Origin of the sequence: Microvirga lotononidis (genome assembly GCF_034627025.1) — a bacterium.
In the GTDB taxonomy this organism is placed as follows: domain Bacteria; phylum Pseudomonadota; class Alphaproteobacteria; order Rhizobiales; family Beijerinckiaceae; genus Microvirga; species Microvirga lotononidis.
Window position 1 is genome coordinate 1,104,145 of record NZ_CP141049.1, and the last position, 19,595, is coordinate 1,123,739.

13 protein-coding genes and 8 pseudogenes are annotated in these 19,595 nt (G+C 61.5%); 15 read left to right on the top strand and 6 right to left on the bottom strand.

Going from position 1 to position 19,595, the window contains the following annotated elements:
- Positions 1-271: 271 nt before the first annotated feature.
- Positions 272-1,054: an arylamine N-acetyltransferase family protein gene (locus tag U0023_RS29120; protein ID WP_009495334.1), complete on the bottom strand. Its 783-nt coding sequence runs from the start codon at positions 1,052-1,054 to the stop codon at positions 272-274.
- A 341-nt stretch (positions 1,055-1,395) separates the two neighbouring features.
- A pseudogene (gene hemN / locus U0023_RS29125) lies at positions 1,396-2,714 on the bottom strand (oxygen-independent coproporphyrinogen III oxidase).
- Positions 2,715-2,796: 82 nt separating this feature from the next.
- Between hemN and U0023_RS29130 the strand changes: the two are divergent.
- Positions 2,797-3,006: a helix-turn-helix domain-containing protein gene (locus U0023_RS29130; protein WP_009495337.1), complete on the top strand. Its 210-nt coding sequence runs from the start codon at positions 2,797-2,799 to the stop codon at positions 3,004-3,006.
- 1 nt (position 3,007) lies between these two features.
- On the opposite strand, the gene tnpA is transcribed toward U0023_RS29130, so the two are convergent.
- Both tnpA and U0023_RS29140 read right to left on the bottom strand, forming a co-directional pair.
- Positions 3,008-3,397, bottom strand: coding sequence for an IS66 family insertion sequence element accessory protein TnpA (gene tnpA / locus U0023_RS29135; protein WP_009495338.1), 390 nt, complete (start codon positions 3,395-3,397; stop codon positions 3,008-3,010).
- Positions 3,390-4,612 (bottom strand): annotated as a pseudogene (locus U0023_RS29140) (IS4 family transposase). Before U0023_RS29140 ends, tnpA begins: the two are co-directional and overlap by 8 nt.
- Before the next feature lie 198 nt (positions 4,613-4,810).
- Here U0023_RS29140 and U0023_RS29145 point away from each other — a divergent pair.
- The 9 genes and pseudogenes from U0023_RS29145 to U0023_RS29185 all read left to right on the top strand — a co-directional run.
- Positions 4,811-6,147 (top strand): annotated as a pseudogene (locus tag U0023_RS29145) (IS1380 family transposase); the annotation flags it as partial.
- 254 nt (positions 6,148-6,401) lie between these two features.
- On the top strand, positions 6,402-6,791 hold the full coding sequence (locus U0023_RS29150; protein WP_009489207.1) for a hypothetical protein: 390 nt from the start codon (positions 6,402-6,404) through the stop codon (positions 6,789-6,791).
- A 337-nt stretch (positions 6,792-7,128) separates the two neighbouring features.
- Entirely contained in the window at positions 7,129-7,407 is a 279-nt protein-coding gene (locus U0023_RS29155; protein ID WP_009489205.1) for a hypothetical protein, read from the top strand.
- 110 nt (positions 7,408-7,517) lie between these two features.
- Complete coding sequence (locus U0023_RS29160; protein ID WP_009489204.1) at positions 7,518-8,228, top strand: IS6 family transposase; 711 nt, start codon at positions 7,518-7,520, stop codon at positions 8,226-8,228.
- 58 nt (positions 8,229-8,286) lie between these two features.
- Positions 8,287-8,628: pseudogene (locus U0023_RS29165) on the top strand (transposase); the annotation flags it as partial.
- Between the two features lie 116 nt (positions 8,629-8,744).
- Positions 8,745-10,364, top strand: coding sequence for a hypothetical protein (locus U0023_RS29170; protein WP_154660902.1), 1,620 nt, complete (start codon positions 8,745-8,747; stop codon positions 10,362-10,364).
- A 159-nt stretch (positions 10,365-10,523) separates the two neighbouring features.
- Positions 10,524-11,486 (top strand): IS481 family transposase, encoded by a 963-nt coding sequence (locus U0023_RS29175; RefSeq protein WP_009489201.1) that lies wholly within the window; start codon positions 10,524-10,526, stop codon positions 11,484-11,486.
- A 184-nt stretch (positions 11,487-11,670) separates the two neighbouring features.
- Positions 11,671-11,940 (top strand): hypothetical protein, encoded by a 270-nt coding sequence (locus U0023_RS29180; protein ID WP_009489199.1) that lies wholly within the window; start codon positions 11,671-11,673, stop codon positions 11,938-11,940.
- Positions 11,941-11,979: 39 nt separating this feature from the next.
- The gene (locus U0023_RS29185; protein WP_009489198.1) at positions 11,980-12,267 is read left to right on the top strand and encodes a SelT/SelW/SelH family protein; all 288 of its coding nucleotides are present in this window, start codon (positions 11,980-11,982) and stop codon (positions 12,265-12,267) included.
- A gap of 218 nt (positions 12,268-12,485) precedes the next feature.
- Here the strand turns inward: U0023_RS29185 and U0023_RS29190 are convergent.
- Positions 12,486-13,742 (bottom strand): annotated as a pseudogene (locus U0023_RS29190) (transposase); the annotation flags it as partial.
- A gap of 423 nt (positions 13,743-14,165) precedes the next feature.
- Here U0023_RS29190 and U0023_RS29195 point away from each other — a divergent pair.
- The 4 genes and pseudogenes from U0023_RS29195 to U0023_RS35955 form a co-directional block, all read left to right on the top strand.
- Positions 14,166-14,357: a hypothetical protein gene (locus U0023_RS29195; RefSeq protein WP_154660900.1), complete on the top strand. Its 192-nt coding sequence runs from the start codon at positions 14,166-14,168 to the stop codon at positions 14,355-14,357.
- A 165-nt stretch (positions 14,358-14,522) separates the two neighbouring features.
- Positions 14,523-15,608 (top strand): HlyD family secretion protein, encoded by a 1,086-nt coding sequence (locus U0023_RS29200; protein WP_009489196.1) that lies wholly within the window; start codon positions 14,523-14,525, stop codon positions 15,606-15,608.
- Between the two features lie 32 nt (positions 15,609-15,640).
- Positions 15,641-17,809 (top strand): peptidase domain-containing ABC transporter, encoded by a 2,169-nt coding sequence (locus U0023_RS29205; protein ID WP_009489195.1) that lies wholly within the window; start codon positions 15,641-15,643, stop codon positions 17,807-17,809.
- Positions 17,810-17,975: 166 nt separating this feature from the next.
- A pseudogene (locus U0023_RS35955) lies at positions 17,976-18,254 on the top strand (IS6 family transposase); the annotation flags it as partial.
- A gap of 485 nt (positions 18,255-18,739) precedes the next feature.
- Here the strand turns inward: U0023_RS35955 and U0023_RS29215 are convergent.
- Positions 18,740-19,393: pseudogene (locus U0023_RS29215) on the bottom strand (IS110 family RNA-guided transposase); the annotation flags it as partial.
- Here U0023_RS29215 and U0023_RS29220 point away from each other — a divergent pair.
- Positions 19,392-19,589: pseudogene (locus U0023_RS29220) on the top strand (IS110 family transposase); the annotation flags it as partial. The pseudogenes U0023_RS29215 and U0023_RS29220 overlap by 2 nt on opposite strands.
- Between the last annotated feature and the right edge of the window lie 6 nt (positions 19,590-19,595).

Genomic DNA, 19,595 nt, shown 5'->3' on the forward strand with positions numbered 1-19,595 from the left:
CGCTGGGTCGACCGGTATGCCTAATCGCTTTTTGCCGACACCGGTAACCGACGCTCACCTTTCCAATCCGGAGATCTTGACCAGAGCTGCCGACTGGCTGCCACCGCTGGCGGCTGGCGAGCGGACTTGAGGGAACAGGATCATTTACTTATGAGGCTTCGAGTGATGCCACACACGTTGCCTGCAAAAAGGCCCGACTGCCGAAAACCGCCGCAGTGGCAAGGCCTGACGGCCTCCTTTCCTATACCCGTCCACACGACCCAAGCTTTTCCTATAACGAATCAATCGTGGACCGAGGAAGTCGCAGCCGAAAAACATCGGACAAGAGTCGCTGCAGTTCGGTCTTCGTTTTGAGTGTTTCTGTTTCCTCAGTTTGGTTCCGAATCATGCTGAAATCCTTGTTGAACAAGTTCGCAGTCCCTTCGGCGGTCAGCACGCTCATCATGAGGCTGGATGGAAACGGCGAACGGTCCCAGCGTGCGCAGATGAAGTTCGCACCCTCGAAATCTGAGGGCAAGGCGGTGGCTCGATCGAAGCCATAAAGAGCGAACCATTCATTCCCGTTCTTGCGTTCAACGACGAGTTCTCCGCTGGCGGAATCAGCTCGCAGGCGAAACACGTCACGGCCAGCTGCTTGCAGTTCCTCTGTATCGATCCGCAGCGGTTTAATCGGTGCTGGACCACCGAAGCCAGCGTCGGCAAGCCAGTCGACGCCCTCGATGGTTACGATGAATGCCTGATGTGTGCGTGGCCCACCCTCCACTGCACCCATACGCACTCTGCCAAGGATGGGCTTGATCGTGAAACCGAGTGCTTCTAGCGCCAAGCCAAACAACTTGTTCAATTCGAAGCAGTACCCCCCTCGCCGAGCATTGATCAGTTTGGCCCAGATCGAATTCTCAGTCAGATTGGGTATATAACCCAACAGCACATCGATGTTTTCAAAGGGAATCGCGCGCATTTGAGCCTGCTGAAGGGCAACAAGACCGTCGACCGTTGTCGGCACTCGAGCAAGGCGAATACGATTCAGATAGATCGCAATATTGAATGCCATGGGATGTCCTTAACAGCTAGAAATTCGTATCGTTGGACGCTCGCCGGAAGGGAGATGACGTCCCAGGGTCACGGAGCAGAGTACGATGGCCATCTTCCCCTATAGAAGTGAACGTGCCGACCACTCCGGAGCCATTCCTCGTGTTCGCACTGAACCAAAGCGGCCGTTCGAGCGCGGCAAATATCCCCGCGATGCCGGAGAGTCGCGCATTGCTCGTACAGGGCGCTAAACATCACGGTGCTGCGATAAGGGGTGCACAAAGGACTTCCGATCACAGCGGATTGCAACAGTTCCTATTCGACCTTCTCAGGCCTCCGCTCATGGTGACTCGCTGTGGCTCACTACGAGTGGTCGAGATAAGCGTCGAACGCGGCAGCAACGGAGCGAAGCAAAATGCGATGGCCATGCCGCACGCGGATGAAGCCATTCTCGACGTCCACTATCCCGTCGTCGGCCAGCATCGCCAAGTGCTCAGCTGAATCGGGAAAATGGGTCCAATCGAATCCGTGGGCGGCACAGATTGTCGGTACGTCGGCTTCGAGATCACACATCAGTCGCTCGATGATTGCGCCTCTGACGCGGTCCTCGTCGGTGAGACGATAGCCCTTCGACGTTGCCAAGCGACCAGCTGCGATTTGCTGACTATAGGCCTCCAGCGCAGCTTCGTTCTCGACGTAACCCTCTCCAACACGCCCGATAGCCGACGCACCAAAGGCGATCAGGGTTTTGCAGGTGTCGGCAGAGTAACCTTGGGAGTTGCGCCGCAGGCGACCGCTTTTCTGAGCCAATGCGAGCTCGTCGTCCGGCAAGGCGAAGTGGTCGAACCAATCTGTCGATAGCCGGCGCTAACCAGCGTCTCGGCTACGGCCTCAGCTTGTTCGGCGCGAGCAGCGCCGTCCGGTAGCGCTGCCTTCTCAATGAGGCGCTGATGTTTATTAGAGGATGGCGCGTGAGCGTAGCCAAACACGGCAAGCCGCTGAGGGCGCATGGCTACCGCCACCGTTGCGGTCTGGACGCAGGACTGCATCGTCTGATTGGGAAGACCGTAGATGAGATCAATGTTGATGCGGCTTATCCCCTGCTGGCGCAGGTTTTCGACGGCAATCGCCGTTTGCTCTACACTCTGGACCCGATTGATCGCTTTTTGAACAAAGGGGTCGAAACTCTGCACGCCCAGGCTCGCGCGGTTCACCCCGGCTGCTCCTAAGGCTTCGGCCATCTCCGTAGTGAACGTGCGCGGATCGATCTCGACGGCGATGGCGGTCTTTTGCCTAAATGCGAAGCGTCGGCGCAGAAGCTCCATCAAGGCGAGGAATTCCTTTGGCTCAAGGAGCGTCGGCGTTCCGCCGCCAAAGTGTACGTCGCTCACGGGCAGCGCCTGCGGCGTTAGCTCCGAGACCAAACGGATCTCATCGCGCAGCGCTGCCACGTAATTTTGGATCGGCGCATCCCGCCGGGTGATGGTAGGGGGGCAGCCGCAATACCAGCACATCGACCGGCAGAACGGAATATGGATGTAGAGCGATACGGAATCGTTAGCTGGTAGGCCGCCCAGCCATTCCCCATAAGTCTCCGCGCCGATCGCTGCGGAGAACTGCGGTGCGGTTGGATAATTGAAGTACCCAGGCACGGGTGCCTCGCTATGTTTTGTCCCTAGCATAGCGTCTCTCATCCTGATGTTAATGATCTTCACGCAGAGGGTGTAACATAGGGCGGTGTCGGTCATCGTGAGGAGGTGCGCGATGGATGACAACGTCTGGCGGCCGGCGCATTTGACGCCGGAGCAGATGGAGGAGCGCCGGCTGGCGGCCGCGACGCTGTTGCGCCGGGGCCGGCTCTCCCAGGCTCAGATCGCCCGGCAGCTGGGGGTCAGCCGCGCCAGTGTCTGCCGCTGGGCCGCTACGCTGGCCCAACAGGGTCGGCGCGGCCTAGCCGCAATACCGTTGACTTAAGCTATAGTACCAAACGCCGGCGCAGCCGGGCGACCCACTGGTTGAAGCGGTACACCTCCAGATCATGGGATTGGCAGTACGCCGTGCGTGTCAGTCGACTGACATTCCAGTCGCGAACGTGCTGATGCCATGAAGGGCGGCCGCAGGCTTGGCCTGGTGGTCTGGAAGCAGTCTGCGGGAGAGCCGTTGACAGGAGCACCGTGTCCTCCACCATTGGCGCGACAATCCGGATAAGCGCGCTGGAGCGGACGATCGGCGCGGTCAGGGGCGGCCCAGCCCGCGCCTTGGTCGGGAAGTTGCTCATCTTGCGTTTCACCACACGTGGATTGTGGCGACCTCGACTGGGCTCGGCCGGTGTGTCGATGATCTCGATCAGGATCATCTCATGCATCTGATGCTGTCGCTGAGGGGGAAAACGCGGCATAAAACGGGAGATGCCGCCGGACAATCCGCACCGTGTGGAGGAAGGACAACGTGTCCGGGTCGCACCCGGCCTTTCGGCTGGCAGCATGGATCAGCTGCCGCACAACGCCAGATGGACGAGCAGAAAGCCATAGAGTTCTTGTTCGGCCAGATCCGCCCGGCGACTGCGCAGCATCAGGCGCTGCCCGGGCAGGCTCACCTTGAATTCGGCGAAGGTCCCCTCGCACTCCCACCGTTCATGATACAGCGCTGCCAACTCCGTCGCTGGCGCGACGGCCGGGTCGAGGAGCGTGGTGACCAGCCGATAGAGGGGCTCCGCGTCCGCGATGCCTTCCAGGCGGTAGTCGATGACGCGCACGACCTGTCCCCCCTCATCGTGTCGACGCTGCTTGGGCGAGGCGTAAAGCCGGCTCAGATACGAGCCATCGGAAAGGCGCTGGCGGCAGGGCAGTTTGTGGTTGATGCGCACCCGCCAGAGCAAGTCGGCGCCCGTCGCCGCCGCCAAGCGCCACAGCTCAAAGCCGACGAAGGCCCGATCAGCCAGACACAGCATGTTCGGCTGCAAGTGCTGCAACACGCGCGGCGTCAAGCGGACCTCGCTGGTGTCGTAGCGGCCAACCGCCACGGCGAACATGGCATGGGTGCCGGTTTCAATCAGCCCCACCAGGCGCAGCTTCGGGAAGCTGCTGGCGCCCCGCGAGGCGGCAGGGCGGCCGAACTGGGCCTCCAGTTCCGGCGTATCCGGAAGATCAATGGTCGTGCCATCCACACTGACCAACCGGCGACCACGGTACCACGCTCCGGGCGTGCCGGGGTCCGCAATGGGATGGGCCACCCGCTGGAACAACTCCCGCACGGGCGTGACCCCCAGCCGGATCCGCGCACGGGTGATGGCCGACTTGGTCGCCCCCAGCGCGTCGAGCCCGCCCAGGCGGAGCCACCGCACCCCCTCCAGCAGGCATCGCAACACCTCGCCGTAGGAGGCCTGTGCATACAAGGCCAGCGCCATCACATAGTACACCACCAACGGCGCTGGCAGCTGTCGATGCCGCTGGCTCTGTCGCTGCGTCGCGACCAGCACAGCGTCAATCAAGGCCGCCGGAACGGTCGTCGTCAGCACCCCGAGTGTGACGAGATCGCTGATCCGTGGGCTGTCCGGCAGGCGCGCTGGAGGTCGGGTCATGACTGAACCCTCCGCAAGCTACCCCCCTCGTCACTTCACACCCCATCGGCAGCTTAAGTCAACGGTATTGGGCCTAGCCGCTCTTATTCATGATGTGGCTGGAGAGGGCTGGCGAGTGTAGCCTAAGTGACTGACGTGTCGTAGGATTTGGTTGCTGACACCAATCTCTGCCACCGATTGCACCGTGCCACACCCGCCATGCCGGATGATACCCCTCCAACGTTTCCGTTTCCAGCCGTTGGCCGCAAGAAGATCACCGCCGCGTTCGACGGTGGACGCCTGTCGTCCGACGGCGGCGTCATGCTCCTGGCCCAGGCCGAGCGCCGGCTGGGCGTCGCCGAGCGGCTGGCGCGTTTCATTCCGGATCGGCGCGATCCGGCCCGCGTCAGGCATGCTGTGGCGGACATGCTCCGCGCCCGCATCTTCGCGATTGCGTGCGGTTACGAGGACTGCAACGACTTCGGTCCGCTGCGCGCGGATCCGGCGTTCAAGCTCGCCTGCGGGCACTTGCCGGAGACGGGTGCGGATCTGGCCTCGCAGCCAACCCTCTCACGCCTGGAGAACGCCCCGAGCCTGCGCGATGCGATCCGGCTGAGCTATGCTCTGATCGATCAGTGGATGGACAGCTATGTGACCCCGCCGGACGGCGTGGTGCTGGACATCGACGATACCTGCGACGTCGTCCATGGCCATCAGCAACTATCACTGTTCATGCGCATTACGACGAGCGCTGCTTTCTGCCGATCCATGTCTATGACAGCGCCACCGGCCGACCGGTTGCCGTCGTGCTGCGGCCGGGCAAGACGCCCTCGGGCCGTGAGGTCCGGGCGCATCTGCGACGTCTCGTGCGGCGCATCCGCACCCGCTGGCCTCTCACCCGCCTCACGATCCGGGGCGACAGTCACTATGCCCGCCCTGAGGCCATGGACTTCTGCGAGCAGAACGGCGTCAGCTACCTCTTCGGGCTGGCTGGCACGAGGCTGCTCACAAGCAAGGTGCAGGACACCGCGGATGCGGTGCGCACTCAGCGGGCGGTCGAGGATCGCGAGGTCGTGCGTGGCTTTGCCGAGACGACGCACCGGGCCAAGAGCTGGTCGGGCGAGCGCCGGGTGGTCGCTCGCATCGAGGCGACCCGCCTCGGGCTCGATATCCGGTTTGTGGTCACCAACCTGATCGGCACCAGTCCACGGGTCATCTACGAGAGCCTGTACTGTGCCCGGGGTCAGGCCGAGAACTGGATCAAGTTCCACAAGACGCAGCTCGCCTCCGACCGAACCTCGTGCCGGCGCGCCGTGGCCAACCAAGTCCGCCTCGTGCTGCACACAGCCGCCTATTGGCTGATGCTGTCCGTGCGCGAGACCATCCCAGCCGCTCGCGATCTCGCCCGGGCGGAGTTCGCAACGCTGCGGTTGCGCCTGCTCAAGATTGCCGTGCGGGTGCAGGAAGGCGCCAGCCGCATCCGGCTGGCCTATGCCTCCGGCTGCCCAGACGCGGATCTCGTCCGCCGTCTTGCAGGGGCTCTGCACCCCAGCCCCGGGCCGCCTCGCCCTGAGCGCCGGGGCTGGCATCGCCCCGATCATCCCATCCCGTCCCTGCCAACGCGTTCCCCACGTTCCAGACCTCGCCGCGGTGAAAGAAACGCAGCGGATCGGCACGCCCGAGCTGCAGATCAAACCATCCCAGCCGACTCCGGTGAATACGATGGGTTAGGCACCGTTCAGGAGCGATTGCCTACAACGATTCGCGACAGGAGGCGCGACCAGGATCGTCGCCTTTCGGGAGATCGGCAATGACGAAACTGGCTGCTTTATCGGCTGTTGCTCTCATCGGTCTGAGCACGCTCACACCCGGTGTGGCCGAGGCGCGAAGCCGTCGGAATGTGGCCGGGGCAGCGATTGCAGCGGGTGTGGTTGGTCTGGCCATTGGTGGCCTGCTGGCCTCACAGGCCCAAGCGGCTCCCGCCTACGGCTATCCGGCCTATCAACCGGACTACGGCTACCGCCCGGCGCCTGTGCGCTACCGCTATGTCGAAGAGGCCCCGGTGGTTTATCGCCCGGTGCGCCGCTACGAGCCCAACTACACCTATACCCGCCGAGTGACGGTACGCAGAACGATCATCAAGAAGCGGTTTGAGACTGCCCCGGTCTACGACAGCTATGGGGATGATTACGCCTGGTGATTGCTGCTGTCAGTCGGCCCACCTCATGCCGTCTGCCCTGCCGGGGCAGGATCACGGGTATCCTCATCGGCTGACCGACAGATGCATCGATCACGACAGTTCCAGATCCGTCGTGGTCGACCGTTTTGCTGACGATATGGGGGAATGTCGTGTGATTGCGAAGCGGCGCTACAACCGCTTCGGCGAGCTGCTGATCAAGCGCATTCGCATCTGCGGCGGCAACTGATCGAACATCTTTGGAAAGCGACGGACCTGCTTTCTGCTACGGTCTTTGGTCGACCATCAAATCGTCCCATTCCTGGTCACTGCTCGACATGCTGCAATCTCAGGAGATGTCATGCTGAAGCTGCTCATAGCTGGTCTTTTAGGAGTCACAGCCCTCAGTGCCGGAGGTCTGTACGCCAATGGCACTGCACAACCTGTCAATGAGGCCGCGATCCGGGCAACCGCCCCGATCATAGTGGCTCAGGCCGTCGATGAGGATAATGAGGACGAGGACGTTCAACCTGACGTCCAACCCGGCCCGGATGACCAAGATGACCAAGATGACCAGGAGGACATCCAGGACGACGAGGAGGCTACTGCTTCGCACCCGGTGAGTGTCGGCCTCGGATAGCGACATTCCCGAGACCGTTCCGGCACCTGCCCCATGTTCGGGGCGAGCGATGCCTCGCTCTGCACCGTCAGGTTAACGGTAGGGTGACCGGATAGAGGCCTAGGTGAGGGATGAAGAACGCCCGTCACCCTCGCTATGCCCGCCACCGGTTCCCGGCTGAAGTGATCAGCTATGCCATCTGGTTGTATTTTCGGTTCCCACTCAGCCTGCGCATGGTCGAAGAGATGCTGGCGGCTCGCGGTATCGAGGTCAGCCACGAGACTGTCCGGCAGTGGGCGCTGAAATTCGGCCAGAGCTTTGCCAATCAGATCCGTCGCCGCCTCCCGGCACCCGGAGACAAATGGCACCTTGATGAGGTCGTGATCAGCATCGCGGGTCGGAAGCACTGGCTCTGGCGTGCCGTCGATCAGCACGGGGCCGTGCTCGACATCCTGGTTCAGAGCCGCCGCAACGCAACGGCTGCCAAGCGTCTGCTGCGAAAGTTGCTCAAGAAGCAGGGCGCTGCTCCTCGTGTCATGATCACGGACAAGCTGGCCAGCTACGCCGCCGCGAAGCGGGCGGTAATGCCGGGGGTTGAACACCGACAGCATCGTGGCTTGAACAATCGAGCGGAGAACAGTCACCAGCCGACCCGACGACGTGAGCGCACCATGAAGCGCTTCAAATCAGCCGGGCAGGCGCAACGTTTGCTCTCGGTTCACGATCAGGTCGCGAACCTCTTTCGCCGCCCCGCAAACACCAACGCCGCTGATCACCGCACGGCGCGAGCCCGGGCCTTCATGACCTGGGCGAACGTCACAGGTGCTGCGGCTGGATTCTGATCCAACCGCCCAGGGCAGGTGGAACTGCGTCAGTCCGTTAAGTTGACGATGCCTCGAGGAGATTGCGGAGCGCTGCAGGGCCTTTCTGCGCACGTGGCGACTGCGCCACCCGGCGGTGGCCGACAGCTTGGAGGAAGCGGGCGAGGCGCTGTTTGCGTTCACGACGCTGCCGCCCTCGCAATGGAAGTCGGCCCGGACGACGAATGCGATCGAGCGGCTGCACGAGGAGTTCAAGCGGCGGATCAAGACCCAGACCGTGCTGCCCTCGGATGCCACCGCCGCCATGCTGTTCTGGGCTCTGCTCGCGTCCGGTCAAATCACCATGCGCAAAGTCGACGGCTGGAAGACGCTTCCCAAAATCTCATCGGGCCAGGAGACGACGATTGACCTCGCCGCATGACCGAGTACCCTGTCCATACCGGAGATCGTGCCACCCGAATTTCCACACAACTCGCGACGGCACTGATGATGGGGCTAGAATCCGCTGATCAGGACCCCAACCGGTTGAGCAATTCCATGACAGACCGCACCACACTCGCCCGCCTCGGCAAACTCGTCGCTGTTGATGTCGCCACGGGACACCCGGGGGCAAACAGTTGGACCGCATCGCAGGTCCTGGAAGCACAGCCAGAGGCCGTTCTCGATCTGATCGAGATGCTCGTGACCGAAGGGCGCAAGGCCCGGCCCAACGAGCAGTTGGTCGCCGCCTACGTCTACATGATCGGCCAGGCGCTGGAGGTCATCCGGATGAACCTGGAGAACGGACAAGCATCGGCCCGCGAGCTGGCTGAGGCTATCCGGCGAGCCTTGTTGCAGGCGGGAACCTCCGGCCGGGTCGAACCAACTCTGCTCATGATGGTCCTGATGCAGTTTTCGAACGCCAAGCTTGATCCTGGCGCCGAACTCCAGCGCCTCATGGCAGACCTGTTCGAGCAGATCAGCCCGCAACAAGGAGCCGGCCGGAGCGGTGGCGACTTCGATGCTTACCTCAACGATCTCGTAGAGGAGGTCGGCGGCGACCCGTTCGCGCTCCACGCCCAGATGCTGGAGATGGCAGGGGCCCTCCCGGCAGAGCACCGCACCACAATGGGCGTCTCGCTGCTTCAGACGGGTGAGGCCAGCGCCCGTGAGGCCGTTTTGGGATGGCTGCTCGACCCCTCGACTGAGGTGCGGCATGCGGTGGCCACCGCCCTCGAGCACTCGGCTCACCATGGGGCTGTTTCAGGCAGCATGCTCCGGCGCCTGATTGTGCTCCGCAATTGGCTGCCCGAGGCTGATCGCCCCCTCTTGGATGGAGCCATTCAGGCCTGTCGGCGCACGGGCGTGGAGTGCGCGTCCTGGCCTCAGTCGCAGGTCTATGATGCACTGGCCTCCGGGATTGATGGAGCTGGAGCCCAGAGTATCTTTGTTCTAGCCCGAGAAGGTCGTCGGAAGGCGATTGGATGTTTGCTGGTCAAAGCCGGGGTAGGGGTCCGTGACGCCTGGGCGCGCCGCGGGCTGACACGCGCCGAGATGGAAGAGTTTTTGGATCAGGTTGCGGGCGGAATGGAAGTATTCCCGATCAGCTTGGAGTACGTGCGGCTTGCGACAGCTCACGCCCTCGCCGTGAATCTGGCGTCCGGGACAATGGCGCCGTTTGCGTTGCTGGATTTTGTCGAGACGGCGGACCTGCAAGGGTTACAGCCTCAGGCCCTGCCGCTTGAGCGACTTCTGGCTCTGCTCGAGGCCGAAGCGGATCCGGCCGCGCTTGGTTCAACGGCCGAGCTGCTGGCGAGGAGCCGTGCTGTGGTCGCCAGGTTCGGCTTTCTCGAGTCCTGGTTCGAGGAGGGTACGGCAGTCGAGCAGTTGCTGGAGGGCAAGCGGATGGCCCGGGCAAAGCGCGTTGCCCTCGTGCGAGAGAGCCTGTTGCCTGAGCACGCCACCAAGTGGGGTGACCGCCTTGCTCGAACCGCATTGTTGCTGCGCCATTGTGAGGATGAGGAGCCCTGGCAGGAGTTCTTCGTTACCGCCAAGGAGGTTCTGGCAGGCCGTGCGATGGCTGAAATTCCATTGATGAGCCGTGTGGCTGAGGTGACAGTGGATGCTTACATCGCGAGCCGATCAGCGGAGCGTATGACCGGCAGACGTGGCGTGTAAAAAACTGTATCGAGTTGTGAGGTTCGACGACATCGTTTCAACTTTCTGATCGTCAGATCCACCTCTGAGATGCAATGCTGATCCTGTTGCTGCTGTGGACCTGTAGGCAGCGCAGGAGTGCTGTCTATCAGATCCACAGCCTAAGGGCTGGGGAAGGCGATGGATCTGATCAAGGCGCGTCTCGCGTGGGTCGAGCTTTATGCCAAGACCGGCGATGCTGGGCTGGTCTGCCGCCGCTGCGGCATCTCCCGACCTACTCTACGCAAGTGGTGGCGCCGCTATCAGGCCGATGGCGAGGCGGGCCTGGTGGACCACAGCCGCCGCCCGCATCGGCTGGCTGCCCAGAAAGTATTTGCTGACCAGGAAGCGCTTATCCTGTCGCTTCGCCGGGAGCGAAAGCTCGGGGTCAAGCAACTGCGCAATGAGTTGATCCGGCAGCACGATCTGACGCTGTCGCTCGACACCATTCATCGGACACTCGTCCGACATCGCGAGCAGGTGCTGAAGCGGCCGCGGCGCTGGCGCAAGGGAACACGCCACTACAGCCGTCCTATTCCGGGCGATCGCGTCCAGATGGATGTCTGCAAGATCAGGCCTGGCGTTTATCAGTACACCGCGATCGACGATTGCAGCCGCTACAAGGTGCTCGGCGGCTACAGCCGTGCCACGGGCGCCAACACCCTCGATTTTCTGGAGCGCCTGATTGAGGAGATGCCATTCCCGATCCAGCGCATCCAAACTGATCGCGGTCGTGAGTTCTTTGCCGAGGCGGTTCAGCAGCGCCTGATGGACTGGGCCATCAAGTTTCGGCCGATCCCGCCCAGGTCGCCCCATCTGAACGGCAAGGTCGAGCGGACGCACCGCGCTGATCGAGAGGAGTTTTGGGACACGGTTGATCCCCAGGATCCGGAGATCGAGGCGAAGCTGTCGGAGTGGCAGCATCACTGGAACTGGCATCGACCCCATACTGCCTTGGGCGGTCAGTCGCCCATCGACCGCGTCTGTGAACTCCTCGATCAGACGCCTCTGGGTGAAGCCGTTGAAGCGAGCTACGACGTCAGCCGAGAGCGTATCAGGATTGCCGATCACCGGCTCGATCTCGCGCTGGCTCAAGTGAAATGATGTGCCCAGACCCTACAGAGGAGTACACTTGGCGCTTTGACGATGCGGTGAAATCCGTTCTCACCATCCCGCGAAATACGCAGCAGCAGCGCCCGAGCCTGATCCTGGCTCCAGATCGTGCGGCGGTCTTCGCGAAAGCCTATGAGTGGATTGAGCTCCAGCTCAGGTCTGCTAAGAGGACCGCATGACGTACTGCCTGATCCAGCTCGCCCCGGGGGCCTATGATCTGCTCCTGCATGGAAAGATCATGGGCAGCGTTGTGCGATCGGGAGAGCGCAGTAACAACACCTTCTGGACGGCGGAGCTGCTTGAGGATGGGCCGCCGAACCAACGGCCAGCTCCCTTTGCGGCCATCGAACACACCTTCGTCACCCTGGAAGCCCTGTGTGAGTGGCTTGGACATCCGAAGGTCATCAGCAACTCCGGGCGCAGCGCAGTCGCCCGAAGGGCCTGAGGCCTTGACACCGAATGCTGCAAGTTCCTGGTTTCTGCAATGGATAGGACACCTCCCCGGATCACCATCACCTACTGCACGCAGTGCCAATGGCTTCTGCGCTCGGCCTGGCGGGCCCAGGAGCTTCTTTCGACGTTCGCAACCAATCTGGGCGAAGTGGCCCTTGTGCCGGGGACCGGCGGAGTGTTTCAGATCACCTACGAGGGCGAGACCATCTGGGATCGCAAGCACGACGGAGGCTTCCCCGAGGCGAAGATCCTGAAGCAGGGTGTCCGCGACCGGCTGGATCCCGGACGGAGCCTCGGCCACAGTGACCGGGTGCCATGACCGGGCAGCCGTAGAGTACCTAGGTCTACGTGGATGACGGCGCTGCCATGAGGAAAGATCCTAGCAGCCTGTCGGACTGACGTCTTCAATCGAAGGTAGGGTGGCTCTGGCTGGTCGAGAACCAGTGGATGGGCGGGAGGCAGTCCGAGAGAGGCTTGGGTTGGCGATTTTCGACCGGTGGACGATTTGGCGGTCTTTAGGCTTTGATGACGCCCGCATCAGGCTGGGATCAGGGCGAACATGCGCTTGATGTTCCAGGCCATGGTCACGAGGTTCCATTCGCCGCAGGCCTTTTGGTGGCCGCGCATCGAGAACTGCCGGAAGCCCAGAACGGATTTGATGATGCCGAACACCGGCTCCGGTGTCTGCTTACGCAACGCATAGAGCCTTTCGCCTTCGGGTGTCTTCAGGCGGTAGGCCATGGCCTCGACAGACGTCGGATTGTCCGGCGGCAGCAGCTCGGCAAGGCGCTCGCTGAGTGGCGGGTAATGCGCCTGCCGGCCCGTGGCGATCAGCGGCTCGATGCCGGCATTCGCGCAAGCATCGACATTGGCAGCGCTGAAGTAGCCGCTGTCGGCCACCAGCGTATCGGGCCGCCCCACCTCTTCCGGCAAGACCGTGATCTTGTCGACCATCGGCGCAAGTTGCTGCTTGTCGTTGGGCGCCTGCACCACCTCTGCCGCGACCACCAACAGGCTGCCTGCGGCGACGACGGCCTGCGCATTGTAGCATTGCTCGAACCCGCCGCCGGCCACCGGCATGATGCGCGAATCCTCGTCGGTCAGATTGATCTGGTCGGTGGGAGAAGGGCCCGATGCAGGTGGGGACGGCGGCTTGCCGCCGGGCTTCTTGCCCGAGTTCTTTTCCTTTTCCTTCCGCGCCGCAAGCTGTGCCTCATACTCGGCCTGCTCACGGGCGTGACGCTCTTTGGCGCGAGCCTCGATCTTCGCGCGCGCCGCGGCAAGCTTGCGTAACCGCTCTTCCCGGAGCGCAAGTTCATCGGGGATCGAAAAGCCGTCGGGAAGATCGGCCTGATCGGCAGCTTCGGCCTTCGCCATCAGTTCGGCCACTTCGGCCTTCAACTGCGCTTCGATCTTGCCCGCATGCTCATACGAAAGCGCGCTGTGCCGGCTGGCATTGGCGTGGATCTTCGTCCCGTCAAGCCCAACCGTGCCCATCTTCAGAACGCCCATCTCGCGCGCCAGAAGCAGCACCTGCACAAACAGACCCTCGATCTCCTTGAGAAAACGCCGCCGGAACGCGGCTATCGTATCGTGATCGGGATGATCGTTCGCCGCGATAAACCGGAAGGCGACCGAGTCATACGTCGCCCGTTCCAGCTTGCGACTCGAAAAAACGCCCGTTGCATAGCCATAAACCAGAACAGCAAGCAGAACCTTCGGATGATACGATGCCGAACCCGACCCGCGATAACTGCCGCTCATCGTCCGCAGGTCCAGCCCTTCGATAACCTCGGGTTTGTCGAGTCCGCGACACGGTGCTGTGCGGCCTGGCGCCCTGCCGCACTCTCATGGAAGCCATTGAATAAGCTGCCGAACATGTCTTCTGAGGCTCTTTGGGTGCCGTTGGCACGCCTTTTGCAGGAGGGGCGGTTATAACCGTCGGTGCGAGGCGGCAGGAGCAGCCGACCGGCATTCATGGCGTGAGCGATAGCGCGATCGCTGAAACGAGGGAAGGAAAGCAACATGTCAGGTCTGCCTATACGCGCGCCGCCCTTGTCGACCTCCGGCAACCTAAGGCGGCAAGCGCTCTTTCAGCTCATCCTGTCTGGCCCTGGGCGTGGACTGGGCATTGTTCTAATGGCATTAGGCGTAATTCTCATGAGCGTTTCCGCCACCAACGAATTTTAGTATTTAGCGCTAGAAAAGGAGAACACAATGACGATCGAGATGTCAGCTTATGGTGTGACCGCATTAACTCCTGCAGAAGCATCTGCAACTTCGGGAGGAAATCCGGGGTTTATATTTGGGATGATAGTTGTCCCTATCGTTAATTTCATCGGTATGGCTGCCGCTGCTGCATCTGTCTTTATCATTATACGTGGTATACAGCGCGGATGGTCGTGCTAAAGAATATAGGGGCGTAAGCCCCTATATTTCAACTTAAATACGAATTGACAGTTTCTTATAGACGCTGCACATCAGGGGAAATACTGAATGCCAGGTATCTTATTTCCTTCTGAAATAGCCAGCTACACTGCAGAGAGCATCCTCTCCCGACGACCAGGACGCTCTTTGGTTATCTATCAGATGATTGTGCTCGCTGTGGTTGCGACATTGGTGTCGCTGCCACTCATCACCATAACGGTCTCTGTCCAAAGTGCCGGTACCATTCGCCCCACCATCGAGAAGACGCCCCTGATTGCGCCCGTCTCCGGACGCATCTCCCGTATCCTTGCCGTTGAGAACGATCTGGTTGCCCAGGGGCAGGAGATCCTCGCCCTCGAGGATGAGGTGGTTGAAGAAAAGCTCAGGACGCTTACAGGCGACATTCACGCTAAGAGCAATCGTGCCCGTGACCTCGAAACCCTGATCTCCTCCGGCACACAGGCCAAGGACCCGATCCGCCTCCTGACCGAGTCTGCCACGGCCGAGCGGGCGCACTTTCTCAACCTGCTGCGGGAGAACGAATATGCCCGCAGGAATGCCGTGGCGGAACTCGACCGCGCTAAGCGACTGGTCTCCGTTGGTGCAGCGCCCGCAAAGACCGTCGACGAAAAGGCTTTCGCCCTCCAGAGCATTGAGGTTCAGGGCGAGATCCTCGCCCGGCGCAAATCCGCCGAATGGAACCAGGAGCTCTTCGACACCAACCTGCGCCTCAAGGAACTCACGGCCACCTTGCGTCAGCTTGAGACCGAACGGGATCTGACCCGCATCCGGGCCCCGGTGTCAGGCGCTCTCGAGCAATTCTCCGGCCTCAGCCCCGGCAGCTACGTCCAGGCGGGGCAAACCGTCGCTTCGGTCTCGCCGGACGGCGAACTGGTGGCGGAAATCTACGTCTCCCCCAACGACATCGGCTTCGTGCGGCTGGGCCAGACGGTGCGGCTCCAAGTGAATGCCTTCAACTACAATCAATGGGGCATCATCGAAGCAACGGTGCTCGACGTGGCGCAGGACTTCACCCTCCACGACGGGAGCCCGGTCTTCAAGGTCCGCTGCGCGCTCTCCCGCAGCCATCTCGCGCTCAAGAACGGGGTCATCGGTCACCTAAAGAAAGGCATGACCGTGCGGGCCCGCTTCCTCGTGGCCGACCGCACTCTCCTGCAACTCCTCTACAATGAGGTCGACGATTGGCTCAATCCCCTCCTGGCGGGCAGCTAATCCTTCATCTTCCAAACAGCCAGCGAGCCGCCATGTCGAGCAAGGTCGTCAAGTTCAAGCAGCGCGACATCACGGATTGCGGAGCCGCCAGCCTTGCTTCCGTCGCAGCCTTTTACGGTTACAAGCTGCCATTATCGCGCATCCGCCAGTATGCCTCGACCGACCGCTCCGGCACCAACGTGCTGGGCCTCACGGAAGCGGCCCAGAAGCTGGGCTTCATCGCCAAGGGGGTGAAGGGTGACTTCGACAGCCTGTACAAGATCCCGAAGCCCGCTATCGCGCACGTGATCGTCAAGAAAGTCCTGCGCCACTTCGTCGTAATCCAGGCGGTCGATGCGAGGTGGGTCACCGTCATGGACCCAGCCTATGGTGAAATCCGCAAGCTGTCGCACGAGGAGTTCAAGACGCAATGGACTGGCGTCCTGGTGCTCCTGGTTCCGGCAGACACCTTCAAGCGCCGCGACGAGACCACCTCGCCCCTCGCCCGCTTCGCCCGTCTGCTTGCGCCACACAGGGCGGTGATGGCGCAGGCTCTTGTCGGGGCGCTGGTGACGACGATCCTCGGTCTCTCGACGGCCATCTACGTCCAGAAGATCGTCGATCATGTGATCACAGCGGGCAACCGCAACCTGCTCAACCTGATGAGCGTCGCCATGCTGCTGATCCTGGTGGCGCAGATCCTGATCAATCTCCTCAGGAACCGGCTCGTCCTGCAAACGGGGCAGAAGATCGATGTCTACTTAATCCTCGGCTACTACAATCACATCCTAAGTCTGCCCCAGAAGTTCTTCGACAGCATGCGCATGGGCGAAATCGTCTCCCGCATGAACGACGCAGTGAAGATCAGGAGCTTCCTGAACGACGTCTTGATCAACATGTTCGTCGACGTGCTAATGATCCTGTTCTCGTTCGGGCTGATGTTCATCTACTCGTGGAAGATCGCCTTAGTCATGGCGGTCTCCACCCCGCTGTACCTCTTGGTCTGTTGGACCATCAACCGGCTGAATAGGAAACGCCAGCGCGCCATTATGGAGAATGCCGCCGACCTGGAGGCGCAACTGGTGGAATCTCTCGGAGCTATCTTCACGATCAAGACCTCCGGCATCGAGAGCTTCGCCAACTTCAAGATCGAGACCCGCTTCATCAAGATGCTGCACTCCGTCTACAGTTCCGGCCTCATCTCGATCTTTGGAGACAATGCCTCGACTTTCCTCGCGACCCTATTCACCATTGTGCTGATGTGGTTCGGAACAACGCTTACCCTCGATCAAACCGTCACGCCCGGCGAGTTACTGTCCTGCTACACGTTGCTCGGCTATGTCACCCGGCCGGTTACCAGCCTGATCCAGACCAACCGGATCATTCAGGATGCCTTTATCGCGGCGGATCGCCTGTTCGAGATCTTCGACGTGGAGCAGGAGACAAGCGGCGGCGGCATTGATGCCACCAAGTCCGACCTTGGTGATATCCGCCTAGAGAACGTCACATTCCGCCATGGCCCGCAGCTTGAGCTTTTTCAGGATCTCAGCGTCACCTTCCGCCGGGGCGAGATGACAGCCGTGGTGGGGGAAAGCGGCTCGGGCAAGAGCACCCTTGCGTCTCTGCTGCAGAATGTCTACCCCCTTGAGGGTGGGCGCATCCGGATCGGTCCTTATGCCCTCCAGAATCTCTCGACCGTATCCCTGCGCAAGGTTGTCGCTGTGGTGCCGCAATCGGTCGACGTGTTCTCGGGCTCGGTGATCGAGAACATCGCCCTTGGCGAGTTCGAGCCGGACATCGAGAAGATCCTGCAAATCTGTGATCAAATAGGGCTACGGGAGCTGATCGAGCGCTGGCCCAGCGGTCTCCAGACCTATCTGGGCGAGAATGGTGTACACCTCTCCGGCGGCGAGAAGCAGCGCCTTGCCTTGGCTCGGGCTCTGTACCGGGATCCGGAGATCCTGATCCTCGACGAGGCGACCTCCTCTCTCGACTCGATCGCCGAGGGGTTTGTCCTGCGGGTGGTTGAGGATCTGCGTTGGGCCGGTAAGACCATCGTCATCATCGCTCATCGACTCAGCACCATTCGTAGGGCCGACAAGATCGTGGTCCTCGACAAGGGGCAGGTTGTTGAGGAGGGAAGGCATACTGATCTGCTGACAGCTGATGGCGCTTATGCTCGCTTGTGGCGGGCGCAAACCGGCGCCTTGTTGCACGGATGAGCAAGTTGGTAATCGGGGCTGGAACTGTCGGAATTTCCGTATCTGGGCCGGGTTCATCATCCTGGCCTGAAGCGGCCTTCGAAGAGAACGGCAAACTGCGCTTTCGCCATTCCCCAGGCATCGTCACGTTATCGATAGAGGATCGGGTGCCGCCGTATAAGCGGGTATGACGAAGCTGTGCCCTCTGCTCTATGCCCGCCACCATTTTCCGGCCGCGGTGATCAGCCTCACGGTCTGACTCTACTTCCGCTTCCCCTTGAGCCTGCGGATGGTGGAGGAGAGGCTGGCCGCCCGTGGGATCGAGGTCAGCCACGAGAGGGTTCGTCGTTGGGCAGAGACGTTCGGCCGCGAGTTCGCCAATCGCATTCGCCGACGAGCTCCTCAGCCCGGTGACTGCTGGCATCTCGATGAGGTCGTGATCACCATTGCTGGGAAGCAGCACTGGTGTGGTCTTGCTTCGAAAGAGATACTGCTGGCGAATGCCTCATGCGCTGGTTGGATGCGTCATGAGCTCGGTAAATGCTGATTGAGGGGTTTGCGCGAGCGGCGTGCCCGCGAACCAGGCACCAAGCCGAATGAGGTTCATGGGAGAGCATGAGGTTTTGTGTTGGGGTCGTCTAATCGCTAGCCATTTTGCAAGTACTTTTTTCAATCCTCTCCGGCTCGACGCCAGGATCAGGGTCAAGGAAGCATTCAAGAGGAGCAGTCACTGCGGATCAGAGCCGCGCTCGGTCGACGTAGGCCGGGAGCAGGGTCGTCTTCGCGGTCGACAGGTGTCGCCGCATGATGGAGCTTCGCGGGAGGAGCCTTCCTATGTGGACGCCGCACTCGGCTGCATCAGCGGTGCATCCCAACACGCGGAATGGCTCGGCCCACGTCCCGGCAGGGACGCCTCAGCGCGCTCAGAGCCTGAACGCGATCCTCAATCCATCAAGCGACTGCGCCAACAGTCCGGTCGAAAAAGGTGCCGGTCTTGAGCATCGCGTGCATGATAACGGCAAGTTTCCTCGCTACAGCAACGGCGGCTCGCTTGAAGCCGACCCGCTCCCGGAGTTTGAGGCCCCAGGTCCGCAGGCCACTCTCGGCCGAGCTGCGGGTCAGGATGACCGTTGCCGCCTCGAAGAGCAGTCCTCGCACCTGACGATCGCCTCGGCGTGAGATGTGGCCATCATAGTCGACCTCGCCCGACTGGTAGCGTCGGGTGGTCAGGCCGAGCCAGGCGCCGACGGAGCGGGACTTCCTGAAGTTGTTCGGATCCTCAATGGCTGTTGCAAAGGATGTCGCCGTGATCGCCCCGACCCCGGGGATCGACATGAGGATGCGACAGGCTTGGCTCTGGCGAGCGCCGGTCACGAGCTGTCGCCCGAGTTCCGCTGCCCGGATGCGCAGGCCGCGCCACGCCTCCAGCATCGGCAGCACGATGGCAGAAAGCCCGTCCTGGTCGACCAGAAGACCGCGCACATTCTTCTCGAACGTGCTGCCCTTGCCGGCGGGAACCACCAACCCGAACGTCTTCATCAAGCCTCGGATCTGGTTGGATAGCTCGGTGCAGATCCGCACCAGCCGGGTGCGGGCCGCGACCAACGCCGCTCTGTATCGTGTGGTCATCAGCCGAATGCGCAGCCATTCTCCCACCCGCGACTACGTCCGAAAGCGAACGGCAGAGGGTAAAGGCAAGATGGAGATCATTCGCTGTCTCAAGCGCTTTGTGGCACGGGAGATCTTCGGCTATCTCTGCCGCGCCAGCAGGCCTCTCGCGACCGTCTCTTCAACCTCTTGACCTCTA

Coding starts and splice junctions, on each gene's coding strand:
- U0023_RS29120 (WP_009495334.1), bottom strand. CDS start 1,054: ATGGCATTCAATATTGCGATCTATCTGAATCGTATTCGCCTTGCTCGA.
- U0023_RS29130 (WP_009495337.1), top strand. CDS start 2,797: ATGGATGACAACGTCTGGCGGCCGGCGCATTTGACGCCGGAGCAGATG.
- tnpA (WP_009495338.1), bottom strand. CDS start 3,397: ATGCATGAGATGATCCTGATCGAGATCATCGACACACCGGCCGAGCCC.
- U0023_RS29150 (WP_009489207.1), top strand. CDS start 6,402: ATGACGAAACTGGCTGCTTTATCGGCTGTTGCTCTCATCGGTCTGAGC.
- U0023_RS29155 (WP_009489205.1), top strand. CDS start 7,129: ATGCTGAAGCTGCTCATAGCTGGTCTTTTAGGAGTCACAGCCCTCAGT.
- U0023_RS29160 (WP_009489204.1), top strand. CDS start 7,518: ATGAAGAACGCCCGTCACCCTCGCTATGCCCGCCACCGGTTCCCGGCT.
- U0023_RS29170 (WP_154660902.1), top strand. CDS start 8,745: ATGACAGACCGCACCACACTCGCCCGCCTCGGCAAACTCGTCGCTGTT.
- U0023_RS29175 (WP_009489201.1), top strand. CDS start 10,524: ATGGATCTGATCAAGGCGCGTCTCGCGTGGGTCGAGCTTTATGCCAAG.
- U0023_RS29180 (WP_009489199.1), top strand. CDS start 11,671: ATGACGTACTGCCTGATCCAGCTCGCCCCGGGGGCCTATGATCTGCTC.
- U0023_RS29185 (WP_009489198.1), top strand. CDS start 11,980: ATGGATAGGACACCTCCCCGGATCACCATCACCTACTGCACGCAGTGC.
- U0023_RS29195 (WP_154660900.1), top strand. CDS start 14,166: ATGACGATCGAGATGTCAGCTTATGGTGTGACCGCATTAACTCCTGCA.
- U0023_RS29205 (WP_009489195.1), top strand. CDS start 15,641: ATGTCGAGCAAGGTCGTCAAGTTCAAGCAGCGCGACATCACGGATTGC.